The sequence below is a fragment of the Streptomyces sp. AC550_RSS872 genome, assembly GCF_019049285.1.
Lineage (GTDB): Bacteria > Actinomycetota > Actinomycetes > Streptomycetales > Streptomycetaceae > Streptomyces.
In genome coordinates this window covers 1-25,672 of record NZ_JAGMUL010000169.1, presented here as the reverse complement: position 1 = coordinate 25,672, position 25,672 = coordinate 1, and the positions used below count along the sequence as shown (strand labels likewise).

The window sequence follows — 25,672 nt, the reverse complement described above, 5'->3', positions numbered from 1 at the left end:
ACTGAACACATCTGGCCCGATTGGGCCGTGACATCTCTTTCACGCCGGATTGCACACGTTGCCCAATTCAACTTGTTCCAAACCGACTTGGCGAAACAGGTCTGGACGGACCGGGCCGGGCGTGCTTGGTTGTCCCCCGAAGGCGCGCCGCACCACCCGCACTTGGTATCCGCTGGAACCGAAGGGAGCGGCAGACGATGACCGATCAGGCAGAGCCGGCGCAGGGCCCGGGAGCGTCCGGGCCGGGGCCCGACGGAGCGGGATTCACCTATCGAGGAGCCGAGCAGGAGCTGATCGTCGTCGCCCGGCCGGAGGCCCGGCTGCGGGCCCGGGCCGAAGGCGTCCGGTCGGCGGCGGGCGCCGACGTGTCGGCCCTCGACATGTTCCTCAGCGACGAACAACTCGCGCTGGAGCCGCTGTTCGGCAGCGAGGAGCGGCTGATGCAGGCCGCCGCCCCGCAGGCCGCCGCCGAGTACGTGCCGGACCTGGCGCTGTTCTACCGGGTGCGCGGCGGGGAGAGCCGGGCCGAGGAGCTGCGGGCCCGTATCGCCGCGCTGCCGGGGATCGACACGGCGTATGTGAAGCCGGGTGCGGTGCCGGCCTCGATCGGGCAGGTCGGGGAGGAGAGCGGGCGTCTGAAGGAGGGCTCGCCGCTCACCCCCGACTACAGCGGCCGGCAGGGCTATCTGCGGCCCGCGCCCGAGGGCGTCGACGCGCACTGGGCCTGGCAGCGGCCCGGCGGCACCGGTCAGGGCGTCACCGTGATCGACGTGGAGGGCTCCTGGCAGCTGGGCCACGAGGATCTGGCCGCCAAGCTGGCCGGCGTCGTCGTCGGCACCCCGCTGGCCGACCTCGCCTGGCGCAACCACGGCACCGCCGTGATCGGGGTGATCGGCGGCGACCGGGGCGGGTGCGGCATCACCGGCATCGTTCCCGACACGGTGACGGCCGCCGCCTCCTTCCAGGGCATCGGCACGGCGCCCGCGATCCACGCGGCGGCCGAGCGGCTGGGCCCCGGCGACATCGTGCTGATCGAACTGCACCGCCCGGGGCCCCGGTTCGAGTACGCCGAGCGCGACGACCAGCGCGGCTACATCGCTCTCGAGTGGTGGCCGGACGACCTCGCCGCCGTCCGCTACGCCACCGCCAAGGGCGTCCTCGTGGTGGCCGCCGCGGGCAACGGCGCCGAGTCGCTGGACGACGCCGTCTACGAGCGCCGCCCGGACGGGTTCCCCGAGTCGTGGCGCAACCCCTTCAACCCGTCCAATCCGACCTCCGGTGCCGTCCTGGTCGGCGCGGGCGCCCCGCCGCCCGGCACCCACGGCCGCGACCACGGCCCGGACCGCTCACGGCTCGGGTTCTCCAACTACGGCGCCCGCGTGGACGCCCAGGGCTGGGGGCGCGAGGTGACGACGACCGGCGGCTTCTGGGACCGGCCCGGCGATCTTCAGGGCGGGCCCGAGGAGATCGCCTGGTACACCGACACGTTCTCGGGGACGTCGTCCGCCGCCCCGGTCGTGGTCGGCGCGCTGGCCGCGCTGCAAGGCATGCTCAACGCCGCGGGCCAGCCGCCGATGACCCCGGAACGTGCCCGCGCGGTGCTGCGGGCGACGGGTTCCCCGCAGCAGGACGCGCCGGGCCGGCCCGCCTCCCAGCGGATCGGCAACCGCCCCGACATCAAGGCGGCGGTCAACCGTCTGGTGCCGCAGGCGGTCGGCTCCGGCCTCGCCGAACGCTACTGGGACGAGCTCCTGCCCTACCCCCGCGAACTTCCGCCCAGGCTCCGGCTGTTCGTGGCCGGTGGCTGGCGGAACCTCAACCATCCGTCCCCGGAGATCCGCCAGGCGGTCCACACCGCCTTCGCGGGGGGACGGCCCGAAGTCCGAGTGTGGTTCTCGGACGACGAGATCGTCGGCCTGGTGATCACCGGCTGACGCAGCCCATCACATCAAGGGAACCCATCACATCAAGGGAAGGTGACAACCGCATGAGCACCACCCCGCAGATGAGTCACATGGGACAACAGCAGGGCCAGCAGTTCCCCAGCACGTCTCCGTACCAGCAGCAGCCGTTCGGGCAGCAGCAGGGCTACATGAGCGGCTCCCTGGAGCAGCTCCAGCAGCTCGGCCAGCAGCAGCCGTTCCAGCAGTTGCTGCAACAGCTGGGCCAGCACCAGGGCGACCAGCAGCAACAGCAGGTCGAGCAGCAGGTGATGCAGCTGCTTCAGCAGGTCACCCAGGCCGCGCTCCAGCAGATCTCCCAGCAGGTGCAGTCCCAGGTTTTCCAGGCCGGTGTGGCGAACGGCTACATCGACATCGTGCAGCCGCTGCCGGGGCAGCCGCAGCAGCTCTTCCTGCGCTTCCCGAACAACGTGTTCCGGGTCCTCAACCACCCGAACCCGCAGACCCACGACGAGGTCCAGGAGGCCTTCGCGTTCGGCCACCAGGTGATCGGCGTCTGGGACAGCGGCTCGCCGCAGATCCTGCGGAGCATCCAGATCCGCAAGCTCTGACCGGCAGGTGAACGAAAGGGGCGCTTCCTCCACCGGGAGGAAGCGCCCCTCTCTCATGCTCCAGCCGTCAGAGGGCGACGCCCAGCAACGCGTCCACGGCCCGCGACACGACACCGGGGGCGCCGGTGTCCGTGCCGCCGCTCTCCTCCTGTGCGGCGGTCCAGCGGTCGACCGCCGCGAGCGCGGCCGGGGCGTCCAGGTCGTTCGCGAGGGCCTCGCGGATCTCCTCGACGAGCGCCTCGGCGGACGGGCCGTCGGGCCGGGACACGGCGGCACGCCAGCGGTCGAGGCGGGCGAGGGCGTCCTGGAGCACCTGGTCGGTCCACTCCCAGTCGGCCCGGTAGTGGTGGGCGAGGAGGGCGAGCCGGATGGCTGCCGGGTCGAGGCCCTCATGCCGCAGCTGCGACACGAAGACCAGGTTCCCCTTGGACTTGGACATCTTCTCGCCGTGCAGGGCGACCATGCCGGCGTGGACGTACGCCTTGGCCATGGGGAACTCGCCGGTCAGCACCTGGGCGTGCGAGGCGCCCATCTCGTGGTGCGGGAAGGCGAGGTCGGAGCCGCCGCCCTGGACGTCGAAGCCCATGCCGAGGTGGTCGAGGGCGATGGCGACGCACTCGATGTGCCAGCCGGGCCGGCCGCGGCCGAGCGAACCGCCGTCCCAGCTGGGCTCGCCGGGCCGTGCGGCCATCCAGAGCATCGGGTCGAGGGGGTTCTTCTTCCCCGCCCGCTCCGGGTCGCCGCCGCGCTCGGCGGACAGCAGCCGCATCGCGGCGGCGTCGAGGTTCGAGACCTTGCCGAAGTTCGGGTCGGACTCGACGGAGAAGTAGATGTCCCCGTCGAGCTCGTAGGCGGCGCCGGCGTCCCGCAGACGCTCGACGAGCGGCACGATGCCGGGTATGGCCTCGACCGCGCCGATGTAGTGCCGCGGGGGCAGCATGCGCAGGGCGGTCATGTCCTCGCGGAAGAGGGCGGTCTCCTTCTCGGCGAGGGCGACCCAGTCGATGTTGTCGCGCTCGGCCCGCTCCAGCAGCGGATCGTCGACGTCGGTGACGTTCTGGACGTAGTGAACCTGCCGCTTGGTGTCGAGCCACACGCGCTGCACGAGGTCGAACGCGTTGTAGGTCGCCGCGTGTCCCAGGTGGGTGGCGTCGTACGGCGTGATGCCACAGACGTAGATACGGGCGACGGGACCGGGGTCAAGGGTGACAAGACCCCCGGTCGCTGTGTCGTGGATCCTCAGGTCGCGGCCCTGACCGGGCAGGGCGGGGACCTCAGAAGCGGGCCAGGCATACATGTCATGAGCCTAACCGGACGGATGTTCCGGATACGAACCGGACCAGGCCGGATGGCCGGTAAGGCCTTCTTGCGCGATACGGCATTCCATGCAGTGTCCCGCTAAACGGGCGGCCACGGAATGGCCGGCCACTCCCCGCTCGGCTCCGGATGCTGCCTGGAGGTCACCAGCGCCTCCACGCGCGCGCGGGTGGCCTCCAGTTCGGCGGCGGTGATCAGCCCGGTCAGGCGCACGGCCAGGTCGCCGCCCTCCTTCAGCCCCTCCCGCAGGGCGCCGAGCACCTCGACGGCCTCCCCTGCCAGCGGCTCGCCCGCCCAGCCCCACAGCAGGGTCCGCAGCTTGTTCTCGACGTTGAACGTGACGCCGTGGTCGATGCCGTACAGCCGGCCGCCCTCGGTGGGCAGCAAGTGCCCGCCCTTGCGGTCGGCGTTGTTGATCACAGCGTCGAGGACGGCCATGCGCCGCAGCCGCTCGTCGTCGGCGTGCACCAGCAGAGCGGTCTTCCCCTCGCCGACCTCGGCGAAGGCGATCGCCTTCCAGCCGGGCTCGGGCTCCGCTCCGTCGACCAGGGCGAGCAGCTCGGCCTCGGGCGTCGCCTCGATCCACAGCTGGACCATGCCCTCGCCGTAGGGCCCGTCCCGCAGCACGGTGGGCGGCACGAGCCCCCAGCCGGTCGCCTCGGAGACCTCGTAGGCCGCGACCTCGCGCTGTGCGAGCGTCCCGTCGGGGAAGTCCCACAGCGGCCGCTCACCGGCGACCGGCTTGTACACGCAGGACGCCTCCTGCCCCTCGTACGCGACCGTGCAGAACAGCGCCGCGTTGGACGCCTCGCGGATGCGTCCGCGCACGGTCAGCTCGCCCTCGGTGAGCAGTTCCACCGAGGTCACGCTCCGCGGCGGTATCCGTTCTGGCGCGGACATACGTGTCCTTCCGGGTCGAGCGGGAGGCTGCACAGCGGACACGGCGGCCGCCCCGCGTTGACGACGTCCAGGGCGCGTTTGGCAAAGGCCCTCGCCTGCGCGCCGGTGAGCCGGACCCGCAGCATCGGGGGCCCGTTCTCCTCGTCCTGGAGGAGGCGTTCCTCGGCCTCGGCGAGGTCCTCCTCGGAGTCGGCGTCGAGTTCCACGAGGGCCTGCGCCTCGACGATCATGCGCTGCTCCTCGCCGTCCCAGGCGAGCGCCATGGTGCCGACGCGGAACTCCTCCTCCACGGGGGAGTCCAGCGGGGCGGTGTCGGCGACCTCGCTCGGTGCCATGGCGGGGACGGCGGCGCTGCCGCCACTACGCCGTACGACCTCGTCGAGCAGTTCGTCCATGCGCTCGGCGAGGGCGGCGACCTGGGTCTTCTCCAGGGCCACGCTGGTCACCCGGGAGCCTGCGGTGGCCTGAAGGAAGAACGTACGGCGCCCGGGCAGTCCGACCGTACCGGCCACGAAGCGGTCCGGGGGGTCGTAGAGGAACACCTGACGGGACACGTCCTGTCTCCATGGGAATCGTGAGTACAGCGCTGCTTCGACCGCTTCACCCTACTGCGCCGGACGATCACGGTGCGCCCGCGCCGCCCCCGACCGTCGCGTCGCCGGCCGGCGGCTCCTCGCGCGGGGCGAGGGACGCGAAATCACCGGTGTCCCCGAGGCGTACGAGGAACGGCCTCAGGCGTGTGTAGCGGATCGCGGTGATGGAACACGGTTCAACGGAAATCCTCTGGAAGAGGTCGAGATGAAGACCGAGTGCGTCCGCGACGAGGGACTTGATGACGTCGCCGTGCGAGCACATCAGATACACGGCGTCGGCACCGTGATCGCGCTCCACGCGCGCGTTCCACTCGCGTACGGCCTCCGCGGCCCGGGTCTGCATCGCACGCATCGACTCGCCGCCGGGGAACGCGGCGGCCGACGGATGCGCCTGGACGACCTCCATCAGCGGCTCGTCCCCCAGCTCGGCGAGCTTGCGTCCGGACCAGTCGCCGTAGTGGCACTCCCCGATCCGCTCGTCGGTGTGCGCGGTGAGTTCCGGCCGGGCCTCCAGCAGCGGCCGGATCGTCTCCTGACAGCGCTGGAGCGGGCTGGTGACGACCTCGGAGACCGGCAGCGCGGCGAGCCGTCCGGGCAGTGCGGCGGCTTGCGCGGCCCCGCGCTCGTCGAGGGCGACACCGGGCGTCCACCCGGCGAGGATTCCCTCGGTGTTGGCGGTGGAACGTCCGTGGCGGACCAGGATCAGGGTGGGCATGCGGCCCAGCGTAGGCATACGACCGGGTGCGCTCGCGAGGGGATGGCGGGAGAATACGCTCCGTGATCGTCGACTGCGCCATCTACGAGGACGGGCGTCGGACGCAGGGGCCGGCGGACTTCTCCGACGCCCTGGATCTGTGCCGTCTGCGGGGCGACGCGTTCGTCTGGATCGGCCTGTACGAGCCCACGGAGAAGGAGTTCGACAAGGTCACCGACGAGTTCGGGCTGCACCCGCTGGCCGTGGAGGACGCCCTGAAGGCGCACCAGCGGCCCAAGCTGGAGGTCTACGACGACTCGCTGTTCATGGTCCTCAAGCCGGTCGGGTACGAGGCGAAGAGCGACATCGTCTCCTCCGGCGAGGTCATGGTCTTCGTCGGCGACTCGTTCGTGGTGACCGTCCGGCACGGCGAGGAGGCGCCACTGGGGGCCGTACGCAGCCGTCTCGAACACGAGCCGGAGATGCTCCGGCACGGCCCCACGGCGGTGCTGTACATGATCGCCGACGCGGTGGTCGACCACTACGTGGACGTGGCGGGCGAACTGGGCACGGACCTGGAGGAGCTGGAGACCGAGGTGTTCTCGCCGATCGGCGGCGGCTCACGGCACACCGCGTCCCGTATCTACGCCTTCAAGCGGCAGATCCTGGAGTTCCGCAGGGCCACCGGCCCGCTCGCACAGCCCCTGTCCCGGCTCGCCGGTACCGGCATGATCGGCGCGCGCGTGCCCTTCGTACACGACAAGGCACAGCCCTTCTTCCGCGACGTCAGCGACCACCTCACGCGCGTGAACGAGGCCGTGGAGGGTCTGGACCGGCTGGTCTCGGACATTCTCGCGGCGCATCTGGCGCAGATGAGCGTCCGGCAGAACGACGACGTGCGGAAGATCTCCGCGTGGGCGGCCATGGCCGCGATCCCCACGATGATCGCGGGGATCTACGGCATGAACTTCGAGCACATGCCCGAGCTGCGCTGGACGGGGTCGTATCCGCTGCTGATCGCGGGCATGGCCGCCCTGGAGGTGCTGTTGTACCGGCTGTTCAAACGCCGGGGCTGGCTGTAAGTCCGTAGATGCGGTCAGGCGAACTCGGGTGCCGAGGTGGCAGGTCCGCCGAGGGCGTCCCGGCGTTCCGGCATCTTCAGGGACACCATGCGCCGCCAGCCGGCCGCCCGCTCCCAGGCGTACACGGCGTGGATGCCCGCGGCGAGCACGGCCGCCTTGGGACGGGACCAGCCGAGGATGCGGCCCATGTGGCCCATGACCGCGAGGCTGACGTCCCGGTAGATCCGGATCTCGGCGAGCGCGCACTCGCGCAGCGTCCGCTGGATGGCCCGGCCGTGCCCCTGGGCGGCGAAGCGCAGGAGTTCCTCGTGGCAGTAGGCGAGGTGGTTGTCCTCGTCGGCCGAGATCATCCTGACCGCGCGGCCGAGGTCGGGGTGGTCGGCGAAGTGCTTGCGCAGCAGGTCCATCTGCTCGGAGGCGCGCTGTTCGGTGACCCGGCTGTGCGACAGGTAGGTGACGACGTCCTGGACGGTGAGCGCCTCCTCGCCCTTGAGCTTCTCGTGGGCGAGGCCGATGCCGTGCTGCTCCAGCAGCATCGTGTAGTCGGTCTCGGGCGGGACGGGGACGGACTTCAGGCCGCGTTTCTTCATCAGGGCGTTGAAGATCCGCCCGTGCTTGTCCTCGTCCACCCCGTGCCGGGTGATCTTGGGTGCGAGAGCGCGCTCGCTGTCCGGGACGAGCGCGGCGATCCGCGTGTTCTCCCAGCCGCCCTGGGACTCGCCGCTGGCCGCGATGGAGCAGAACAGCCGGAAGGACTCGTCGTTGTCGAGGATCTCCTGGAACAGACTCTTGGCCGAAAGCATCGTGGGGCACCTCTCTTCAGGACGCCGCAGGATTCCGCAAAGAACGAGTCAAATGCGGCGAGAGAGGTGCTGCAACAGCTGTGTCGGACAACTCCGCCAAAAGAATGACCACCGGGGTCACGACGGGGGCGTAACCGGGTGGGGCACGCGCGCGTTGTGCTGCGTGACGGCCGTGGCGGGGAAGACCCCCGAGCCCCCACCACGGCCGCTGAAACCCCCCGGACCGTACGGCGTCCCGGTGCCGGCGCGTGCTACGCGAGCCCGGCGCGCTCCAGGGCCTCGGTGCCGGCGCGGAGCGAGGCGAGCCGCTCGTCGAGGGTGAAGCCCGCGGGTGCGAGGGACAGGGTGGTGACCCCGGCCGCGGCGTAGGCCTTCATCCGGTCGGCGATGCGGTCGACGGAACCCAGCAGCGCCGTCTTGTCGATCAGGTCCTGCGGGACGGCCGCGGCGGCGCCCTGCTTGTCGCCGGAGAGGTACTTGGTCTGGATCTCGGCGGCTTCCTTCTCGTATCCCATGCGCTGGGCGAGCTGGTTGTAGAAGTTCTGCTTCGGGCTGCCCATCCCGCCGACGTACAGCGCGGTGTAGGGACGGAAGGTGTCGGCGAGCGTGGCCACGTCCTTGTCGTCGCCGACGGCGAGCGGCAGGGTCGGGCAGACGTCGAATCCGTCGAGGGTCTTGCCGGCCTTCTCGCGCCCGGCGCGCAGGTACTTGATCGTGGTGTCCTCGAGGTGCTCGGCGGAGGGGAAGATCAGCAGGGCGCCGTCGGCGATCTCACCGGTCTGTTCGAGGTTCTTCGGGCCGATGGCGGCGATGTAGAGCGGAATGTGCTCGCGCTCGGGGTGCACGGTCAGCTTGATCGGCTTGCCGGGGCCGCCGGGCAGGGGCAGCGTCCAGTGCTGACCCTCGTAGGAGAGACGCTCGCGGGTCATGGCCTTGCGGACGATCTCGACGTACTCACGCGTGCGTGCCAGCGGCTTGTCGAACTTGACGCCGTACCAGCCCTCGGAGACCTGCGGTCCGGAGACGCCGAGGCCGAGGCGGAAGCGGCCGCCGGAGAGCGAGTCCAGGGTCGCGGCCGTCATCGCGGTCATCGCGGGCTGGCGGGCCGGGATCTGGAAGATGGCGGAGCCGACGTCGATGTGCTCGGTCTGGGCGGCGACCCAGCTCAGCACGGTGGCCGCGTCCGAGCCGTACGCCTCGGCTGCCCAGCACACGGCGTACCCCAGCCGGTCGGCCTCCTGCGCGACGGCGAGGTTGTCCGCGTCCATTCCGGCACCCCAGTAGCCGAGGTTGATCCCGAGCTGCATGGCCGATCCCCTTACCGATCAGTAACGTCCCTTGTGGGCCTGACCATAGCGCGGGGGGCGTCCCCAGGGGAGGCCGGTGTGGCGGCCGTCGCCCCGACGGCCGTGCGGATCCCCGGTGACCGTCCTGAAAACTGCTTATCCACAGGCCCCCACAGGGCAGGTTCTGGCCAGTAATCTCGGCGTTCATGGAGCAGAGGCATCTCGGCCGCACCGGCCTGCGCGTGTCCCGGATCGGGCTCGGCACCCTCACCTGGGGCAGGGACACCGACGAGCATGATGCCGCGGACCTGTTGAAAACGTTCTGGGAGGCGGGCGGCAGCCTCGTCGACACGGCCGACGTGTACGGCGACGGGGAGGCCGAGTACCTGCTCGGCAGGCTCATAGAAGGGCTGGTCCCGCGTCGGGACCTGGTGATCTCGACGAAGGCGGGCAGCGTGCCCGACCCGGACCGCCGGTTCGACGGCTCGCGCGGCCACCTGCTCTCCGCGCTGGACGCCTCGCTGGCCCGGCTCGGCACGGACTACGTCGACGTCTGGCACATTCACGCCTACGACCCGGACACGCCGCTGGAGGAGACCCTCCAGGCCCTCGACCTGGCGGTCAGCAGCGGCCGGGCCCGCTATGCCGGCGTCTCCAACTTCTGCGGCTGGCAGCTCGCCAAGGCGGCGACCTGGCAGTTGGCGGCGCCCGGCACCCGGACCCGGCTGGCGAGCACACAGCTGGAGTACTCACTGCTCCAGCGCGGTGTGGAGCGCGAGGTGCTGCCGGCCGCGCTGGACCTGGGTATCGGCCTGCTCCCGTCCTCACCCCTCGGCCGGGGCGTCCTGACGGCGAAGTACCGCAATGCCACTCCCCCCGACTCCCGCGGCGCCTCGGAGCATCTGGCGCCCTTCGTCGCGCCGTATCTCGACGACACGGCGAGCCGCATCGTGGACGCCGTGCAGACGGCGGCCGACGGGCTGGCCGTCACCCCGCTCCAGGTGGCCCTGGCCTGGGTCCGCGACCGGCCCGGCGTGGCCGCGCCCGTCATCGGCCCGCGCAACGCGCAGCAGCTCACGGCGGCATTGTCAGTGGAGGCCCTTAGTCTTCCTGACGAGATCTGCCGGGCGCTCGACGACGTGTCGGCGCCGGTGCACCGCTATCCCGATCACGACTGGAGCACGCTGTGAGCACGGAGCCGCCCGAGACCACGGAGAACACCGAGCCGGGGACACCGGGGGCCGCGACGGAGGACGCCGGGGCCGAAGCCGCGGATGCCGGCGGCGGCGAGGGCGTTGAGGCTGCTGACGCTGCTGAGGATGCCGGGGCGGAAGCCACGTCCGAGGACGGCGACGGCGACACCGCGGCGCAGTTGTCCGCGGCCGAGGCCGAGCTTGCCGCTCAGCGGGTCGAGCGGGAGCGGATCGAGCGGCGGAAGGCCGAGAAGCAGGGGCCCGTCGAGAGCGGGACCAAGCTCAGCGGGAAGGCCGCCGATCTGCTCGCCGCCGTCCGGGCCGTGGAGAGCGGCGCAAAGCCCGTCGCCACCGTGTTCAGCGAGCCGGAGCCACCGCGCCGTCCCGCCCCGGGACCGGTGCGTCCACCACATCCCGTGGCGGCCGAAGCGCCCGCGGGCCCCGCACCGGAGACCGTCGAGTCGGTGCAGCGTGTGCTGGCCGACGGCGGTGCCCCCCAGACGCTCGCCCCGCAGGTCGCCGCGGCGCTCGGCGAGGGCGCGGCGGATCAACTGCGCGCGGATCCCTGGCAGTTGCTGCGCGTCGCCGGGGTACGGACCGAGCAGGCCGACGGTTTCGCGCGGGCGCTGCTCGGCGCGGAGTGCGGACCCGACGACGAGCGGCGCGGGCGGGCGGTCACCGTCTGGCTCCTGGAGCAGGCGGCCGCGGCCGGGCACACGGCCCTGGAGATGCCGACGCTCACCGCCGCACTGGCCCAGCGGGGTGTGCCCGACGCCGAGGCGGCCGTGCAGCACACCCTGGCCGAGGGCGAGGCCCTGGCCTTCCAGGACGCCCTGGCCGAGCCCGGCGCCTCGGCTCCACGGGGGGACGACGAGGCGGAGGAGGACGAGGAGCGGCCGGTCCGTGTCCTCGTCGGCCTGGAGCGGTACGCCCTCGCGGAGGAGAGCCTCGCCGACGGACTGGCCCGACTGATCAACTCGGCGCCGAAGCAGGACGGTTCGGCCGAGGAGTGGGAGCGGGCGGCGAACGCCGCGGGCTCCGCAGCCGACCTGATCCGCGCCGCCGCGGCCCATGGACTGGTCCTGCACACCGGCGGGCCGGCGTCCCAGGCCGAACCGGCGGCCCTGCTGCACGCGGCGCACGCCCTCGGGCTGCGGGCGTGGGCGGCCACGCACAGCCCGGTCGGCCGGGACCGCTTCTCGACGCTGCTGGACGGGCCCGGCGCAGGCACCGTGGCCGGTCTGCTCTCCGGTGCCGAAGGGCCCGGCCGGGACGCGGACGGTGCGTTCGACCTCGATCTGCTCGTCCTGCTCGACGCGCCGCAGCTGGACGTGGAGACGGCGGCCCTGCTCACGGAGTCGCTGCCGGACGGGGCCCGGCTGGTGCTGGCCGGGGATCCCGCGGTGCTGTGGTCGGCGGGGCCCGGGCGGGTCTTCGCCGATCTGCTGGCGGCGCGGGTCTGTCCGCAGATCGCCTCGCGGCTGCCGGATCCCGGCCCGCTGGGCGAGCTGGTGTCCGGTATCGGCGTCGGCGAGCTGAACCAGGTCGAGGCGCCCGGCAAGGAGGTCGTGATCGTGCCGGTGCGCGACGCGGGCGAGGCCGTGCACCGCACCGTGCAGCTCGTCGCGGACTCGGTGCCGCGGGCGATCGGCATCCCGGCCGAGGAGACCCAGGTGATCACCCCGGGCCACGGCGGCGCGGCCGGCACGCGCGCCCTCAACGCCGCGCTCAAGGAACGGCTCAACCCCGGCCCCGGCCGCTTCGGCGGCTTCGACCCCGGTGACCGCGTCGCGTACTCGCCCGCTCCGGGCCGTACGGTGCCGGGCCAGGTGGTGAAGGCCGACGGCGAGGGGCTGCACCTGTCCTGCGCGGGCGAGGCCGTCGTCGTACCGAAGGAACGGGTGGAGCAGTCCGTACGGCACGGCTGGGCCCTGACCGCGCACCAGGCGGCGGGCGCCCGCTGGCCCGCCGTGGTCGTGGTGCTGCCCGGCGATGCCGCGCAGACACTGAACCGACCCTGGGTCTACACGGCGTTCGGCCGGGCCGACCGCCATCTGTCCGTGGTCCACGGCGTGGAGCAGGCCCTGCCCCGAGCGGTCGCCGAGGTCCCGGCGAAGCCGCGCACGACCCGCCTCGCCCTCCTGCTCGGACCGCTGCTGCCGTCGACCGGCTGACGCCCGGACTGGGAGAGACGGCGCGCCGGCCGACCCCCAGGGGCGCGGGGAACTGCGCCCCCCACGGCCACCACCCGCCCCACCCCCGAGGCCACCAAAGGCGCGACCGTGTCCATCGCGCCCCGCACATGCCAACGGCGGCGCTCACGGAACCAATCCGTGACCGCCGCCGTCGAAAGCAGCCGTAATCCGCGTCAGCGATCCGCGTCCAACGGTTCGAGGTCGCCCTCGTCCAGATCCCTGTCGAGCTCGTCTTCGAGGTCGTCGTCGGATTCCGCGTCGCTGTCGTCGTCAGTGTCGTCCAACTCGTCGTCGAGGTCGTCGTCGAACACCGCGCTGACGTCGAAGCGGCAGACCACCCGCTGCGGATCGACCCCCTCGAAGGGCGCCTCCAGCCATTCGCCGGGGTCGGTCTGGTCGTCCGACGCGATCACCCACAGCGTGGAGTCGCCCTCCTCCAGGCCGAACTCCTTGTGCCGGGAGGCGATCTCGTCCGGCTCGAACTCGCCGAACAGCGTGCCCAGCGCCCCGTGCACCGTGCCGGAGGCATCCGCGTCGGCGCCTTCGTCGTAGTCCGCCGCCTCGACCCGCTGGGCCTGCGCCAGCAGCCGCTGCGGCTCCGCCACGGCGTAGTCGCGGCGGATCAGCACGCTCAGCGCGTTCGGTTCCTCGGGGCCGGTGTACGGCGGCAGCGCGTCCTCCGCACCGGGGATCTCGAAGGGCGTGACCTCGTCGTAGCGGTCGTAGAGCAGCTCGTCGTAGGTCTCGGCGGCCGAGGCCAGCTCGTTGAACGCCTCGTAGACGGCCGGGTCGTCCTCACCCGACCGGCGTTCGACCGCGGCCAGGTGGCGGTCGAGCGCGGTCTTGACCGCCTCGGCGGCGGCGCGTACCTCGGCAGCGGTGGGCTGCACAGCATCAGACATAGTGCAGACGCTATCCGTACCGGGCCCCAGCCCGCACAATAGATGCGATGCCGGAATACGAATTTGTCGACGTGTACGTACCGCGCGGGGTCTCCCGCAAGGACGCCACACGCCTGCTGACGGACCATGCCGAGTACGGACACTGGGAGTTGGACCGCCTGAGCCTGCTGCGCGACGGCAGCCGCAAGGTGCGGCTGCGGCGCCGGATCATCCGCCAGGTGCGGGCCACATGGTGAGCTGAGGCGACAGACAGCGAGACGGGGACAACAGCAGAGACCACACGGGAGCGGGCCCCGCCGAGGCGGGGCCCGCTCCGTTTCCCGCCGGACGGCAGAGCGCTACGCCGAAGGCCGTGCCTTGCGGTAGAGCACCGTGCCCGCCAGCAGCGCGCCCGCGCCGACCGGCAGGGCGAGGCCCATCGGCAGGTCGCTGCCGGTGCGGGCGAGCTCCGCTTCACCCCGGGGCTGGGTGACGAAGTGCGCGCCCGGCTGGTTGCCGTGCGAGGAGCCGCCCGGCGTCCCGCCGCCCGTGCTGGGCGGCGTGCTCGGGGAACCGGGGTGGCTCGGCTCGGCGGGGTCCTGCGGGTTTCCGGGGTTGCCGGGGTTCTCCGGGTTGCCTGGGTTGCCCGGCTGCTCGGGGTTGCCGGGATGGCCAGGGTTACCGGGGTTGCCGGGGTTGCCCGGCTGTTCCGGCGACCCGGGCGGGTTCTGGTGGCCCCCGCCGCCGTTGTTGGTGCAGTCGTTGCCCTCGGTGGCGTTGCCGATGCCGATGATGTCGACGCTGTTGCCGCACACGTTGACCGGCACATGGACCGGCGCCTCGACGTGGTTGCCGGAGGCGACGCCGGGCGAGTCAGTGGCGTGTCCGTCGGCCGACGCCCCCGAGCCGCCCCCGAAGCCGTGGCCGCCGCCCGTGTTGGCGCAGCTGTTGCCGCTCGCCGGGTTGAGCACTCCGACGACGTCGACGGTGTTGCCGCAGACGTTGACCGGCACGTGCACCGGTGCCTGCACCGTGTTGCCCGACAGCACGCCGGGCGAGTTCGAGCTGGAGCCGTGCGCGGCCGAGCCGGTCGCGTGGGCGGCGCCGCCCGCGGCTGCGACGATGCCGGTCGCTGCCGCCACGGTCATCAGGCCCTTGCGGGTGACCTGTCGCATTGCTGAATACCTGCCTTCGACCTTGTTCCGAAGATCCGAAGAAAGGACGCCGGAAAATCGACCGACGTCCCGAAAGGCCGGTCGGCCCCGGAGCGCATGGCGCACGCTCCGGGGCCGACGGGCTCAGCCCTTTTCACAGGGCGAGACACAACGTCACTTGTTGATGCAGGTGTTGCCGAAGGCGGGGTTCAGCAGCCCGATCACGGAGACCGTGTTGCCGCAGACGTTCACGGGGACGTGAACCGGCGCCTGGACGACGTTGCCCGACAGGATGCCCGGGGAGTGCACCGCGGCACCCTGGGCTCCCGAGTCGGCAACGGCCAGGCCCGCGCCCGCGAGAACCAGCCCACTGGTGGCAGCCGCAGCAGCGACGACCTTCTTGATCATTATTCCTCCTTGTTGGCAATGCGATCACAAGTAGCTGATCGCATCACCTGTAACGAGGAGGAACTAATAGGGCTACGACCTGATGAGCGCGTTCACTCGCCCCGGTCACGGCCAGTACGTCTGGTCGAATACCGAAGTGTGCTTTCAGCGGGCCAATTCAGGACGCATCGATGAACCGGTCGAGCACCCGGACCCCGAATTGCAGCCCGTCCACCGGTACCCGCTCGTCGACACCGTGGAACATGCCCGCGAAGTCCAGCTCCGGCGGCAGCTTCAGCGGAGCGAAGCCGAAGCCCCGGATGCCCAGGTCGTCGAAGGACTTGGCGTCGGTTCCGCCGGAAAGCATGTAGGGGATCGCCTTGGCCGCCGGGTCCTCGGCGACCAGCGCGGACTGCATCGCCGCGACGAGCGCCCCGTCGAAGCCGGTCTCGACGGCCTTGTCGGCGTGCACGTCCTCGCGCCGTACGTTCGGGCCGAGGATCTTGTCGAGATCGGCGAGGAACTCCTCCTCGAACCCCGGCAGGAAGCGGCCGTCGACGTGTGCGGTGGCCTCGCCCGGGATGACGTTGACCTTGTAGCCGGCGCCGAGCTGGGTGGGGTTGGCCGTGTTGCTGAGGGTCGCGCCGATGAGCTTGGCGATACCGCCGAGCCTGGCGAGGGTGCCCTCCATGTTCTCCGGGTCCAGCTCGGTGCCGAGGGCGTCGCCGAGCTCGTCCAGGAAGGCCCGGGTGGTCTTGGTGACCCGCACCGGGAACTTGTGCCGGCCCAGCCGGGCGACGGCCTCCGACAGTTCGGTGATGGCGTTGTCCCGGTGGATCATCGAGCCGTGCCCCGCCGTGCCGGCCACGGTCAGCTTCATCCAGTGCATGCCCTTCTCGGCCGTCTGGATCAGATAGAGCCGCCGCTGCTCGCTCACGGTGAACGAGAACCCGCCCACCTCACTGATCGCCTCGGTCACGCCCTCGAAGAGATCCGGGTGCTTGTCGACGAGGAACCGGGCGCCGAACTTGCCGCCGGCCTCCTCGTCGGCGAGGAACGCGAGCACGATGTCCCGCGGCGGCCTGCGCCCGCTGCGCAGCCGGTCGCGTACGACCGCCAGGGTCATCGCGTCCATGTCCTTCATGTCGACGGCCCCGCGCCCCCACACGCATCCGTCCGCGACCTCGCCGGAGAAGGGGTGGTGGGTCCAGTCGTCCGCGTTGGCCGGTACGACGTCGGTGTGGCCGTGGATGAGCAGCGCGGGCCGGGACGGGTCCTCCCCCTCGATCCGGGCCACCGTGGAGGCGCGTCCCGGGTGGGACTCGAAGATCTTCGGTTCGAGGCCCACCTCGGCGAGCTTCTCGGCGACGTACTCGGCCGCCTTGCGCTCACCGGGTCCCGAGTGGTCGCCGTAGTTGCTGGTGTCGATCTGGATCAGCTCGCGGCAGAGGTCCACGACCTCGTCCTCGCCGGTGACGCCCCTGGCCGTGTCCGTCTCGCTCACGCTGCTTCCTCCCGCGCTGTTGCTGCTGGTGGTCCCCCTCATCCTGCCCCTCCGCGCTCCCCGGCCCAAGACCGGCCGCGTCCCGTCACACGCCGTTAACGCCGCGACGGGGGGTGATCGGACACCCTCGAAAGCCTGGTAGTGTTTTCTCTGTCGCCGCGAGGGAAACCCCGCACGACAGACACCTTGTCCGGGTGGCGGAATGGCAGACGCGCTAGCTTGAGGTGCTAGTGCCCTTTATCGGGCGTGGGGGTTCAAGTCCCCCCTCGGACACCAGCGAAACCCCTGTCAATCAGGGGTTTCTTGCTTTTCCGGGGCCGTTTCGGCCCTTCTTCGGCCGTCCGCCGCCAGCAGGGCGATCACCGCGAGTGCCGCGAGCAGGATGATCGCCAGGACAAGGACCGTCAGGGTCGTGGGGTCGTTCCAGAGCGCGAACACCAGCGCGATCACCAGCAGGGCTCCGATCGTGAGCCACTTCCGGTTGTCCTCGGTCCAGGTCCCGGCCCGGCCCGTGGTGATGCCGTGCGTGTCCGCCCAGCGGGCCGCGGAGTCGGCACCGCGTTCGGACCGGCCGCGCACCGCGCGCGGCAGCCGGCCCGGTCCGACGAGGTAGACGCCGAGGGTGATGATCACACCGAGCACGATGACCGTGCGCAGCGTGTCCTTCAGGAAGCGCAGAAGGGTGTCGAAGACGGCAGCCGCCGCAGGTTCGGACAGGACGCTCGGCGGGAGATGGTCCAGGTAGTACCGGCGGGCGACGACGAGGCCGATGGCGACGATCAGACAGCCCACCGCCGCTCCCAGGGCCGCCTTGGCCAGTGCGCGGCGCCGCCGGTGGGCCAGCAGGACTCCCGCCGCCCCGAGCAGCACGGTGATCACCGGCATCCAGTAGCCGGCCAGGTCCAGGGCGTGCGCCGCGTCCTGGAACTGGTCGAGTTCGTCGGACTGGAACAGGACCACCTGCTTCTCGACATCCGGGATCTTGGCCGCCGGTTGCACGCCGGCGTCCTCCAGTTCCTTTTTGACCTGCTCCACGGCGGTTCCGACGTCAAGGGTCACGGTGCCCTCCTCGACGCCGATCGGCCCACGTCCCTTCCCTGTGAGGGCATGCACCACGGCCGAGTGGGCGGTCCGGTTCGCCGTGACCCACAGCCGTTCGAACCGGTCGCTCTCGACGAAACGCTTCGCGACCCGGTCCGCGGCGGCGTGGGCGGCTTCGTCCACCTGGGGGGCCAGTGTCTTGAGGGCGTCGGCCGCGCGGGGCGGCAGGCCCTGCGACTTCAGCCAGTTCGCGATGTCGGTGGTGATCTGCTTGCCGTTCACGCGGACGTCCACCGCGTCGACGAGCCGGTGGCGCACCGCGTCCTCGATGTCGCGGTCGGTGGCGAGCGGCTTCATCGTCTTGACGTAGCGGTCGGTGTCCAGGGCGATGTCGTGCACCCACACCGTGATCACGGTGACGGGGGCCAGGACGCACGCGAGGACGATCAGCACGGCCGAGACAGTGCTCCGCAGCACCCGGCCCGCACGACGGCCCTGTGGTGGGTTCGACATCCGTCCTCCGGTATCGGGACACCGGCCGCGACACCCTGTGCGGCTCGTGTCCATTGCCGCTGAGCAGGAGCTTCACCGCACCCCGGACTGGGCCATCCGGACGCCCTGTTCACGGACCCTCACCCACTGTGTGGGGCATGTCTCGTCCGTCGAAGATCACCAGGTCAACGCAGGTCCACCACCGATCGGAACACCCCGAACGGGCCTACCAAGTGGTGAACCAGGGGCCGCGAACCTAGCGTCGTACTAAAATTTCCGGCTTGTTACGGAGCTGGAGCCGGACAACCCCAGGCGAACCTGCGGGCCCGCCAGCGCCCCGGAGGCATCCGGGATCGAGACGCGAGGACCGGATGGCAGCCATTCACGAGAGCAGCGCTCTCGGCCTGCTCGACGAAGAGATCCGCGAGAAGTTCGGCGACACGGCACGTTTTTCCGGGGGTCCGGCGGCCTCTGCGCGCACCCTCGTCGACGTCTTCGAGGCGTCCGTACGGTCGTATCCGGACGAGCCCGCTCTCGACGACGGCACGACCAGCCTCACCTATCGGGCGCTGGCCGTCGAGGTGCAGCGGCTGCGGCGCAGGCTCGCCGCGGCGGGGGTCGGGCTGGGAGACCGGGTGGGCGTGCGGGTGCCGTCCGGGACCAATGACCTCTACATCGCGATCCTCGCCGTGCTCGCGGCCGGTGCCGCATACGTCCCCGTCGACGCCGAGGACCCGGACGAGCGGGCCGAGCTGGTGTTCGGGGAGGCGGACGTACGGGCCGTGATCGGGGCCGGGCACGAGATCGCCGTGCACGGCACGTCCGAGGCCGCCGCCGCCCGCCCCGGCGTCGAGCACGACGCGTGGATCATCTTCACGTCCGGCTCCACCGGGAAGCCGAAGGGCGTCGCCGTCTCGCACCGCAGTGCCGCCGCGTTCGTGGACGCCGAGGCCGCGCTGTTCCTCACCGAGGAGCCGATCGGGCCCGGGGACCGGGTCATGGCGGGTCTTTCGGTCGCGTTCGACGCGTCCTGCGAGGAGATGTGGCTGGCCTGGCGGTACGGCGCCTGTCTGGTGCCGGTGCCGCGCTCGCAGGTCAGGAGCGGTGCCGATCTCGGACCGTGGCTGGTCGAGCAGGAGATCACGGTCGTGTCGACCGTGCCGACGCTCGCCGCGCTCTGGGAGCCCGAGGCCCTGGGCGACGTACGCCTGCTGATCTTCGGCGGCGAGGCCTGTCCGCCCGAGCTGGCGCAGCGGCTGGTGACCGAGGGGCGCGAGGTCTGGAACACGTACGGGCCGACCGAGGCGACCGTCGTGGCCTGCGCGTCGCTGATGAGCGGCGAGGAGCCGATCCGGATCGGACTGCCGCTGGACGGCTGGGAGCTGGCCGTCGTGGACGAGGCCGACGAGCTCGTGCCGATGGGCGGCAGTGGGCAGCTGGTGATCGGCGGGGTGGGCCTCGCGCGGTATCTCGACGCCGAGAAGGACGCGGAGAAGTACGCCCCGCTGGAATCCCTGGGCTGGGAGCGGGCGTACCGCAGTGGCGACCTGGTCAAGGCGGAGCCCGAGGGGCTGGTCTTCCTCGGGCGGGCGGACGAGCAGATCAAGCTCGGCGGGCGGCGGATCGAGCTCGGTGAGGTGGACGCCGCGTTGCAGGCGCTGCCGGGGGTGGCCGGGGCGGCCGCCGCCGTGCGGACCGCTCGCAGTGGCAATCAGCTGCTCGTCGGGTACGTCGTCACCCAGGACGGCTGGGACCAGGCGGCGGCGGTGGAGAAGCTGCGGGCGGAGCTGCCCGCGGCGCTCGTGCCGCTGCTCGCGCCGGTCGAGGACCTGCCGACCCGCACGAGCGGCAAGGTGGACCGCAATGCTCTGCCGTGGCCGCTGGAGGGCCTGGAGAGCGGCGGTGGTGGTCCGGCCGAGCAGCTCTACGGCACCGAGGCCTGGCTCGCCGAGCAGTGGACCGAGGTGCTCGGCATCCCCGTGACCAGCGCCTCCGACGATTTCTTCGCGATCGGCGGCAGCAGTCTGGCCGCCGCGCAGCTGACGACACGGCTGCGGACCCGGTATCCGAGCTCGGCCGTCCTGGACATCTACCAGCAGCCGGTGCTGCGGAAGCTGGCCCGACGGCTCGAGGAGTCCGCGCAGGACGACGGGGCGGAGCGGGTGATCGCCCCCGTGCCGAGGCGCGCGCAGGTGCTCCAGGTCCTGCTTCTCCTTCCGCTGTTCACGCTGCTCGGGCTGCGCTGGACCGTCGCGCTGGCCGCGCTCGGGAATCTGCTGCCCGCCCATGGGTGGCTGCCGACAGCGCCTTGGTGGCTCATCGCGGTCGCAGCCGTGGTCCTGTTCAGTCCGCCGGGGCGACTCGCGCTGGCCGCCGGGGGCGCGCGGCTGCTGCTCAGGGGCGTGAAACCGGGCCGGTACGCGCGCGGTGGCAGTGTGCATGTGCGGCTGTGGACGGCAGAGCGGCTGGCCGAGTTCAGCGGCGCGACCTCGCTGACCGGGGCGTGGCTGGAGCGGTACGCGCGGGCGCTGGGCGCCAAGGTCGGACCCGATGTCGACCTGCACTCGCTGCCGCCGGTCACCGGGCTGCTCAAGCTGGGCCGGGGCGCGGCCGTCGAGTCCGAGGTGGACCTGTCCGGGCACTGGCTGGACGGGGACCGGCTGGAGATCGGCGCGGTGAAGGTGGGCGCGCATGCCGTCGTCGGTACGCGCAGCATGCTCTTTCCCGGGGCCCGGGTGGGCAAGCGGGCCGAGGTGGCGCCCGGTTCGGCGGTCACGGGGCAGGTTCCCACCGGTCAGCGCTGGGCGGGCGCGCCCGCGGTCAAGCTGGGCAAGGCCAAGCGCAACTGGCCCAAGGAACGGCCGCGGCGTGGGACGTACTGGCGTGTCATGTACGGCATCACGGGATTCGCGCTGACCGCGCTGCCGGTGCTGGCGGGCGCGGCCGCCTTCCTGGTGGCCCAGGTGTTCTTCACGCCGGACGCGCCTTTGACGGGCGCCGCACTGGCGCTCGTACCGGCGACGCTCGCCTTCGGGCTGGCGTACGCCGTGCTGATCCTGGTAGCCGTACGGCTGCTGAGCCTCGGTCTGCGCGAGGGCACGCACCCGACGCACAGCCGGGTCGGCTGGCAGGCCTGGACGGTCACCCAGCTGATGGACCGCTCGCGCGAGACGCTGTTCCCGCTGTACGCCGGGCTGGTCACGCCGGTGTGGCTGCGGCTGCTCGGGATGCGGATCGGGCGGGGTGCCGAGGTGTCGACGGTGCTGGCGCTGCCGAGTCTGACGACGGTCGGCGAGGGCGCGTTCCTCGCCGACGACACGCTGACCGCGCCGTACGAGCTCGGCGGTGGCTGGATGCGGATCGGGCGGGCGGAGATCGGGCGGCGGGCCTTCCTGGGGAACTCGGGGATGACCGCGCCGGGGCGTTCCGTGCCGGACGGCGGCCTGGTCGGGGTGCTGTCGGCGACGCCGAAGAAGGCCAAGAAGGGCACGTCGTATCTGGGGCTGCCGCCGGTGAAGCTGCCGCGGGCGGCGGCCGACGGTGACCAGAGCCGGACGTACGAGCCGTCGGCCGGGCTGCTGTGGGCGCGCGCTCTGGTGGAGCTGTGCCGGATCGTGCCGGTGTTCTGCTCGGCGGGTCTTGCGGTGCTGACGATCGCCGCGCTGTGCGCGCTGGGGGTGTGGGCGCCGCTGCTGTCCGGGCTGGTGCTGCTGGGGGCCGGGGCCGTGGCGGGGCTGGTGTCCATCGTGGCCAAGTGGCTGCTCGTGGGGCGGCACCGCAGCGGGGAGCACCCGCTGTGGTCCTCCTTCGTATGGCGCAACGAGCTGGCGGACACCTTCGTCGAGGTGCTCGCGGTGCCGTGGCTGGCGGGTTCCGTGCCGGGTACGCCGGTCATGACGGCCTGGCTGCGCGGGCTCGGGGCGCGGATCGGCAAGGGCGTGTGGGTCGAGAGCTACTGGCTGCCGGAGACGGATCTGGTGACGCTTCAGGACGCGGCCACCGTGAACCGGGGCTGTGTGCTCCAGACACACCTCTTCCACGACCGGATCTTGCGGACGGATACTGTGGTCCTCCGTGAGGGCGCGACGCTGGGTCCTGGCGGGATCGTCCTGCCCGGCAGCGCGATCGGGGCCCGTACGACGCTGGGTCCCGCGTCGCTCGTCATGGCGGCGGAGTCGGTGCCCGACGACACCCGTTGGCTCGGCAATCCGATCGAGGCATGGCGTCCCTGAGCGCGGCCCACTCGGGGCCGGAGGCGGAGGGCCGGCACTTCAGTGGCAGCAGTACGGCGCAGGGAGCACAGACAGCAGTGGCAGTTCAGCAGGCGGCGGGCGCGGACCCGTACTTCCCGGAGCACGGCGACCCCCGCTACCGGGTGCACCGGTACGAGCTCGCCCTGGACTACCGGCCGGGCCCGAACCGGCTCTCGGGGACGGCCCGGATCAACGCCATCGCGGGACGGGCGCCGCTCACCGAGTTCGTGCTGAACCTGGCCGACTTCAGGATCGGGCGGGTCCGGGTCGACGGACGACAGCCCCACTACACGCATCGCGGCGGACGGCTGCGGGTGCGCCCCGCCAAGCCGATCCGCGCCGGAGCCGCCTTCACGGTCGAGGTGCACTGGTCGGGCAACCCCAAGCCGGTGAACAGCCCCTTCGGCGGGCTCGGTTGGGAGGAGCTGGAGGACGGGGCGCTGGTGGCGAGCCAGCCGATCGGGGCGCCGTCCTGGTACCCGTGCAACGACCGGCCCGCCGACAAGGCCTCGTACCAGATCTCGATCACCACGCCGTCGGCGTACGCGGTGGTGGCGGGCGGGCGCCTGCTGACCCGGACGACGAAGGCGTCCACGACCACCTGGGTGTACGAGCAGTCGGCGCCGACCTCCAGCTATCTGGTGGGGTTGGCGATCGGCAAGTACCAGACCGTGGTGCTGGCCGACCCGGGCCTGGGCGGGGTGCCGCAGCACGCGCACATTCCGGCGCATCTGCTGCCGGAGTTCTCGCGGGACTTCGCTCGGCAGCCCCAGATGATGCACCTCTTCCAGCAGTTGTTCGGGCCGTACCCCTTCGACGAGTACGCGGTCGTGGTGACCGAGGAGGAGCTCGATGTACCCGTCGAGGCACAGGGGTTGTCGCTGTTCGGCGCCAACCACGTGGACGGGGCGCGGGGTTCGGAGCGACTGGTCGCGCACGAGCTCGCCCACCAGTGGTTCGGTAACAGCGTCTCCATCGCCGACTGGCGGAACATCTGGCTGAACGAAGGGCTCGCGAAGTACGCCGAGTGGCTGTGGTCGGAGCGGTCCGGCGGCCGTAGCGCGCAGCAACTCGCCGCCGCAGCACACCGGTTGCTGTCGACGCTGCCGCAGGACCTGCGGCTGGCCGATCCGGGGCGCAAGTCGATGTTCGACGACCGGCTGTACGAGCGCGGCGGACTCACCGTGCACGCGTTGCGCTGCGCGCTCGGGGACGACGCCTTCTTCCGGATGCTCCGGGCCTGGGCGGGGCTGCACCGGAACGGGACCGTGACGACGGCTGCCTTCGCCTCGCACGTGGCCCGCTTCGCGACCGAGCCGGTGGACGAGCTGTTCCGGGCGTGGGTGCACGAGGCGGCGCTGCCGCCGTTGCCCGGGGCCGAGACGCGGGCGGCCGTCTAGGGGGTGTTTCGAAAGTCCCGCGCGGTGCCCGCGGTGTCCGGTGCGTGCCCTCGGCGCGCCGGACGAAGGCCCTCGTACTGGACGTACTTGGGCCTTTGGCCGGTGCGGCGAGGGTGCGTGCCGGGCGCCGTGGGTGCTGTGCGGGACTTTCGAAACACCCCCTAGCGGAGCCGCTTGGCAGAATGGCGGGCATGACCTCGCGTTCCTGCCCGTGCGGGCTGCCCCAGACGTACGCCGACTGCTGCGGCCGCTGTCACGGTGGCACAGCGGCCGCGCCCACCGCCGAGGCGCTCATGCGGTCGCGGTACAGCGCCTTCGTCAAGGGCGATGTGGCGTATCTGCTGCGCACCTGGCACCCGCGGACGCGGCCCGCGCGGCTGGAGCTCGATCCGGGGATGCGGTGGACCGGGCTGGAGATCCTGGAGACGGAGGACGGTTCGGCGTTCCACGCCACGGGGACGGTGACCTTCCGGGCCTCGTTCCGGGGCGGGTCGCTGCATGAGCGGAGCCGGTTCGAGCGGGTGGACGGGGCCTGGGTGTACGTGGACGGGGAGTTCCTCGACCAGTAGGTCTACGGCGCCAGGATGTCCAGTTCCTGGAGGGCGCCCATGGTGATCTCGCGGGTCAGGTGTTCCGCGCGGACCGCGTCGCCGGCGCGGACCGCCTCGGCGACCTGGACGTGCAGGGTGACCGCGGCCGGGTCGGGATCCTCGAACATGACCTCGTGGTGGGTGCGCCCCGCGAGGACCTCGGCGACGACGTCGCCGAGGCGGGCGAACATCTCGTTGCCGGAGGCGTTGAGGACGACGCGGTGGAAGGCGACGTCGTGGATGAGGTAGCCCTCCAGTTGGTGGCCGCGGGAGTGGGCGACCATGCCGAGGGCGCACTCGGTGAGTTCGGCGCACTGGTCGGCCGTCGCGTGCTTCGCGGCCAGGCCCGCCGCCACCGGCTCGATCGCCGAGCGCAGCACCGTGAGTGAGCGCAGTTGCCGGGGGCGGTCGGCGCCGGCCAGGCGCCAGCGGATGACCTGGGGGTCGTAGACGTTCCACTCGGCCTCGGGGCGGACGGTCACACCCACGCGGCGGCGGGACTCCACCAGGTGCATGGACTCCAGGACGCGGACCGCCTCGCGCATCACCGAGCGGGAGACGTCGAAGCGCTGCGCCAGTTCGTCGGTGCGCAGAACGCTGCCCGGCGGGTACTCGCCGGCCGTGATCGCGGGGCCGAGGGTTTCCAGTACTTGGCCGTGCAGCCCCCGGCCCGTTGTGCTCATGCACTCAGCGTACGGGGCAGATCACGCGATCAAAAAGTCAGACTTATATGTCACAGGGGCTTGAATTCGTCGTACCTAATGAGTTTCAGTTGCGTCGACATCACGTGTCGACGAAGACAGCAGACAGTGAGGCAGCGATGAGTACCCTCCATGTCGTCGTGGTCATGGGCGTCGCGGGCACCGGCAAGACCACCATCGGTCCCCTGCTCGCGGCCCGGCTCGGCGTCCCGTACGCCGAGGGCGACGACTTCCACCCGCAGGCCAACATCGCCAAGATGTCAGCCGGCACGCCGCTCGACGACGGCGACAGGTGGCCGTGGCTCGACGCCATCGGCGCCTGGGCGCACGAGCGGGCCGGGCTCGGCGGGGTGGTCAGCTGCTCGGCGCTGAAGCGGTCGTACCGTGACCGGTTGCGGGCCGCCGCGCCCGGGGTCGTGTTCGTGCACCTCACCGGTGACCGGCCGCTCATCGAGGACCGGATGACGCACCGGCAGGGGCACTTCATGCCGACCGCGCTGCTGGACTCGCAGTTCGCCACGCTTCAGCCGCTCCAGGCCGACGAGGCCGGAGTCGCCGTGGATGTCGCCGGCAGCCCGGAGGAGATCACCGAACGGGCCGCCAAGGCGCTGAGCGGCCTTCCCGGCTCAGCGGCGTAACACCCCGCGCGACACCCCGCACCACCGCCCCCCCCGGCACCACCCCCTCCCGACCC

Annotated in this window: 22 protein-coding genes and 1 tRNA gene; 11 read left to right on the top strand and 12 right to left on the bottom strand. The window is 71.7% G+C overall.

Features of this window, described 5'->3' with window-relative positions:
* Positions 1 to 197 precede the first annotated feature (197 nt).
* Both KUM44_RS38375 and KUM44_RS38370 read left to right on the top strand, forming a co-directional pair.
* Entirely contained in the window at positions 198 to 1,934 is a 1,737-nt protein-coding gene (locus KUM44_RS38375) for a S8 family peptidase (RefSeq protein WP_217214400.1), read from the top strand.
* Positions 1,935 to 1,987: 53 nt separating this feature from the next.
* The gene (locus tag KUM44_RS38370; RefSeq protein WP_217214399.1) at positions 1,988 to 2,512 is read left to right on the top strand and encodes a hypothetical protein; all 525 of its coding nucleotides are present in this window, start codon (positions 1,988 to 1,990) and stop codon (positions 2,510 to 2,512) included.
* A gap of 67 nt (positions 2,513 to 2,579) precedes the next feature.
* On the opposite strand, the gene mshC is transcribed toward KUM44_RS38370, so the two are convergent.
* From mshC to KUM44_RS38350, 4 genes are all read right to left on the bottom strand, one after another.
* Positions 2,580 to 3,809, bottom strand: coding sequence for a cysteine--1-D-myo-inosityl 2-amino-2-deoxy-alpha-D-glucopyranoside ligase (gene mshC, locus KUM44_RS38365; RefSeq protein WP_217214398.1), 1,230 nt, complete (start codon positions 3,807 to 3,809; stop codon positions 2,580 to 2,582).
* A gap of 101 nt (positions 3,810 to 3,910) precedes the next feature.
* Positions 3,911 to 4,729, bottom strand: a complete 819-nt coding sequence (locus tag KUM44_RS38360) for an SCO1664 family protein (RefSeq protein ID WP_217214397.1) — start codon at positions 4,727 to 4,729, stop codon at positions 3,911 to 3,913.
* On the bottom strand, positions 4,693 to 5,283 hold the full coding sequence (locus KUM44_RS38355; protein WP_217214396.1) for a DUF3090 domain-containing protein: 591 nt from the start codon (positions 5,281 to 5,283) through the stop codon (positions 4,693 to 4,695). Before KUM44_RS38355 ends, KUM44_RS38360 begins: the two co-directional genes overlap by 37 nt.
* Positions 5,284 to 5,350: 67 nt before the next feature.
* On the bottom strand, positions 5,351 to 6,037 hold the full coding sequence (locus KUM44_RS38350) for a histidine phosphatase family protein (protein WP_217214395.1): 687 nt from the start codon (positions 6,035 to 6,037) through the stop codon (positions 5,351 to 5,353).
* 62 nt (positions 6,038 to 6,099) lie between these two features.
* On the opposite strand from KUM44_RS38350, the gene KUM44_RS38345 reads away from it, so the two are divergent.
* A complete protein-coding gene (locus tag KUM44_RS38345) occupies positions 6,100 to 7,098 on the top strand; it encodes a magnesium and cobalt transport protein CorA (RefSeq protein WP_217214394.1) in 999 nt (332 codons plus the stop codon).
* Between the two features lie 14 nt (positions 7,099 to 7,112).
* Here the strand turns inward: KUM44_RS38345 and KUM44_RS38340 are convergent, their stop codons facing one another.
* Both KUM44_RS38340 and KUM44_RS38335 read right to left on the bottom strand, forming a co-directional pair.
* Positions 7,113 to 7,901 (bottom strand): ferritin-like domain-containing protein, encoded by a 789-nt coding sequence (locus tag KUM44_RS38340; protein WP_217214393.1) that lies wholly within the window; start codon positions 7,899 to 7,901, stop codon positions 7,113 to 7,115.
* Positions 7,902 to 8,152: 251 nt separating this feature from the next.
* Complete coding sequence (locus KUM44_RS38335) at positions 8,153 to 9,208, bottom strand: LLM class F420-dependent oxidoreductase (RefSeq protein WP_217214392.1); 1,056 nt, start codon at positions 9,206 to 9,208, stop codon at positions 8,153 to 8,155.
* Positions 9,209 to 9,393: 185 nt separating this feature from the next.
* On the opposite strand from KUM44_RS38335, the gene KUM44_RS38330 reads away from it, so the two are divergent.
* Complete coding sequence (locus KUM44_RS38330) at positions 9,394 to 10,377, top strand: aldo/keto reductase (protein WP_217214391.1); 984 nt, start codon at positions 9,394 to 9,396, stop codon at positions 10,375 to 10,377.
* Entirely contained in the window at positions 10,374 to 12,554 is a 2,181-nt protein-coding gene (locus KUM44_RS38325; RefSeq protein WP_217214390.1) for a helix-hairpin-helix domain-containing protein, read from the top strand. The genes KUM44_RS38330 and KUM44_RS38325 overlap by 4 nt, the downstream gene beginning before the upstream one ends.
* A 194-nt stretch (positions 12,555 to 12,748) precedes the next feature.
* On the opposite strand, the gene KUM44_RS38320 is transcribed toward KUM44_RS38325, so the two are convergent.
* On the bottom strand, positions 12,749 to 13,477 hold the full coding sequence (locus KUM44_RS38320) for a hypothetical protein (RefSeq protein ID WP_217214389.1): 729 nt from the start codon (positions 13,475 to 13,477) through the stop codon (positions 12,749 to 12,751).
* 47 nt (positions 13,478 to 13,524) lie between these two features.
* On the opposite strand from KUM44_RS38320, the gene KUM44_RS38315 reads away from it, so the two are divergent.
* A complete protein-coding gene (locus KUM44_RS38315) occupies positions 13,525 to 13,713 on the top strand; it encodes a DUF5703 family protein (RefSeq protein ID WP_030053310.1) in 189 nt (62 codons plus the stop codon).
* 102 nt (positions 13,714 to 13,815) lie between these two features.
* Here the strand turns inward: KUM44_RS38315 and KUM44_RS38310 are convergent, their stop codons facing one another.
* From KUM44_RS38310 to KUM44_RS38300, 3 genes are all read right to left on the bottom strand, one after another.
* On the bottom strand, positions 13,816 to 14,631 hold the full coding sequence (locus tag KUM44_RS38310; protein WP_217214388.1) for a chaplin: 816 nt from the start codon (positions 14,629 to 14,631) through the stop codon (positions 13,816 to 13,818).
* A 153-nt stretch (positions 14,632 to 14,784) separates the two neighbouring features.
* A complete protein-coding gene (chpH, locus tag KUM44_RS38305; protein ID WP_217214387.1) occupies positions 14,785 to 15,018 on the bottom strand; it encodes a chaplin ChpH in 234 nt (77 codons plus the stop codon).
* A gap of 157 nt (positions 15,019 to 15,175) precedes the next feature.
* The gene (locus tag KUM44_RS38300; protein WP_217214386.1) at positions 15,176 to 16,501 is read right to left on the bottom strand and encodes a M20/M25/M40 family metallo-hydrolase; all 1,326 of its coding nucleotides are present in this window, start codon (positions 16,499 to 16,501) and stop codon (positions 15,176 to 15,178) included.
* 188 nt (positions 16,502 to 16,689) lie between these two features.
* Here KUM44_RS38300 and KUM44_RS38295 point away from each other — a divergent pair.
* Positions 16,690 to 16,777, top strand: a tRNA-Leu gene (locus KUM44_RS38295).
* A 12-nt stretch (positions 16,778 to 16,789) separates the two neighbouring features.
* On the opposite strand, the gene KUM44_RS38290 is transcribed toward KUM44_RS38295, so the two are convergent.
* Entirely contained in the window at positions 16,790 to 18,055 is a 1,266-nt protein-coding gene (locus KUM44_RS38290; RefSeq protein WP_254390725.1) for a hypothetical protein, read from the bottom strand.
* Positions 18,056 to 18,405: 350 nt separating this feature from the next.
* Between KUM44_RS38290 and KUM44_RS38285 the strand changes: the two genes are divergently transcribed.
* The 3 genes from KUM44_RS38285 (at position 18,406) to KUM44_RS38275 (ending at position 24,256) form a co-directional block, all read left to right on the top strand.
* Complete coding sequence (locus KUM44_RS38285; RefSeq protein WP_217214385.1) at positions 18,406 to 22,266, top strand: Pls/PosA family non-ribosomal peptide synthetase; 3,861 nt, start codon at positions 18,406 to 18,408, stop codon at positions 22,264 to 22,266.
* 77 nt (positions 22,267 to 22,343) lie between these two features.
* The gene (locus KUM44_RS38280) at positions 22,344 to 23,687 is read left to right on the top strand and encodes a M1 family metallopeptidase (RefSeq protein WP_217214569.1); all 1,344 of its coding nucleotides are present in this window, start codon (positions 22,344 to 22,346) and stop codon (positions 23,685 to 23,687) included.
* Between the two features lie 191 nt (positions 23,688 to 23,878).
* Entirely contained in the window at positions 23,879 to 24,256 is a 378-nt protein-coding gene (locus tag KUM44_RS38275) for a YchJ family protein (RefSeq protein WP_217214384.1), read from the top strand.
* Positions 24,257 to 24,258: 2 nt separating this feature from the next.
* Here the strand turns inward: KUM44_RS38275 and KUM44_RS38270 are convergent, their stop codons facing one another.
* Complete coding sequence (locus tag KUM44_RS38270) at positions 24,259 to 24,960, bottom strand: FadR/GntR family transcriptional regulator (protein WP_217214383.1); 702 nt, start codon at positions 24,958 to 24,960, stop codon at positions 24,259 to 24,261.
* A gap of 137 nt (positions 24,961 to 25,097) precedes the next feature.
* Here KUM44_RS38270 and KUM44_RS38265 point away from each other — a divergent pair, with 137 nt between their 5' ends.
* Positions 25,098 to 25,616 carry a gluconokinase gene (locus KUM44_RS38265; RefSeq protein ID WP_217214382.1) on the top strand — a complete coding sequence of 173 codons (519 nt, stop codon included), beginning with the start codon at positions 25,098 to 25,100 and terminating at the stop codon, positions 25,614 to 25,616.
* Positions 25,617 to 25,672 lie beyond the last annotated feature (56 nt).

Coding starts and splice junctions, on each gene's coding strand:
- KUM44_RS38290 (WP_254390725.1), bottom strand. CDS start 18,055: ATGTCGAACCCACCACAGGGCCGTCGTGCGGGCCGGGTGCTGCGGAGC.
- chpH (WP_217214387.1), bottom strand. CDS start 15,018: ATGATCAAGAAGGTCGTCGCTGCTGCGGCTGCCACCAGTGGGCTGGTT.
- KUM44_RS38335 (WP_217214392.1), bottom strand. CDS start 9,208: ATGCAGCTCGGGATCAACCTCGGCTACTGGGGTGCCGGAATGGACGCG.
- KUM44_RS38275 (WP_217214384.1), top strand. CDS start 23,879: ATGACCTCGCGTTCCTGCCCGTGCGGGCTGCCCCAGACGTACGCCGAC.
- KUM44_RS38310 (WP_217214388.1), bottom strand. CDS start 14,631: ATGCGACAGGTCACCCGCAAGGGCCTGATGACCGTGGCGGCAGCGACC.
- KUM44_RS38375 (WP_217214400.1), top strand. CDS start 198: ATGACCGATCAGGCAGAGCCGGCGCAGGGCCCGGGAGCGTCCGGGCCG.
- KUM44_RS38270 (WP_217214383.1), bottom strand. CDS start 24,960: ATGAGCACAACGGGCCGGGGGCTGCACGGCCAAGTACTGGAAACCCTC.
- KUM44_RS38315 (WP_030053310.1), top strand. CDS start 13,525: ATGCCGGAATACGAATTTGTCGACGTGTACGTACCGCGCGGGGTCTCC.
- KUM44_RS38285 (WP_217214385.1), top strand. CDS start 18,406: ATGGCAGCCATTCACGAGAGCAGCGCTCTCGGCCTGCTCGACGAAGAG.
- KUM44_RS38370 (WP_217214399.1), top strand. CDS start 1,988: ATGAGCACCACCCCGCAGATGAGTCACATGGGACAACAGCAGGGCCAG.
- KUM44_RS38265 (WP_217214382.1), top strand. CDS start 25,098: ATGAGTACCCTCCATGTCGTCGTGGTCATGGGCGTCGCGGGCACCGGC.
- KUM44_RS38330 (WP_217214391.1), top strand. CDS start 9,394: ATGGAGCAGAGGCATCTCGGCCGCACCGGCCTGCGCGTGTCCCGGATC.
- KUM44_RS38360 (WP_217214397.1), bottom strand. CDS start 4,729: ATGTCCGCGCCAGAACGGATACCGCCGCGGAGCGTGACCTCGGTGGAA.
- mshC (WP_217214398.1), bottom strand. CDS start 3,809: ATGTATGCCTGGCCCGCTTCTGAGGTCCCCGCCCTGCCCGGTCAGGGC.
- KUM44_RS38350 (WP_217214395.1), bottom strand. CDS start 6,037: ATGCCCACCCTGATCCTGGTCCGCCACGGACGTTCCACCGCCAACACC.
- KUM44_RS38340 (WP_217214393.1), bottom strand. CDS start 7,901: ATGCTTTCGGCCAAGAGTCTGTTCCAGGAGATCCTCGACAACGACGAG.
- KUM44_RS38320 (WP_217214389.1), bottom strand. CDS start 13,477: ATGTCTGATGCTGTGCAGCCCACCGCTGCCGAGGTACGCGCCGCCGCC.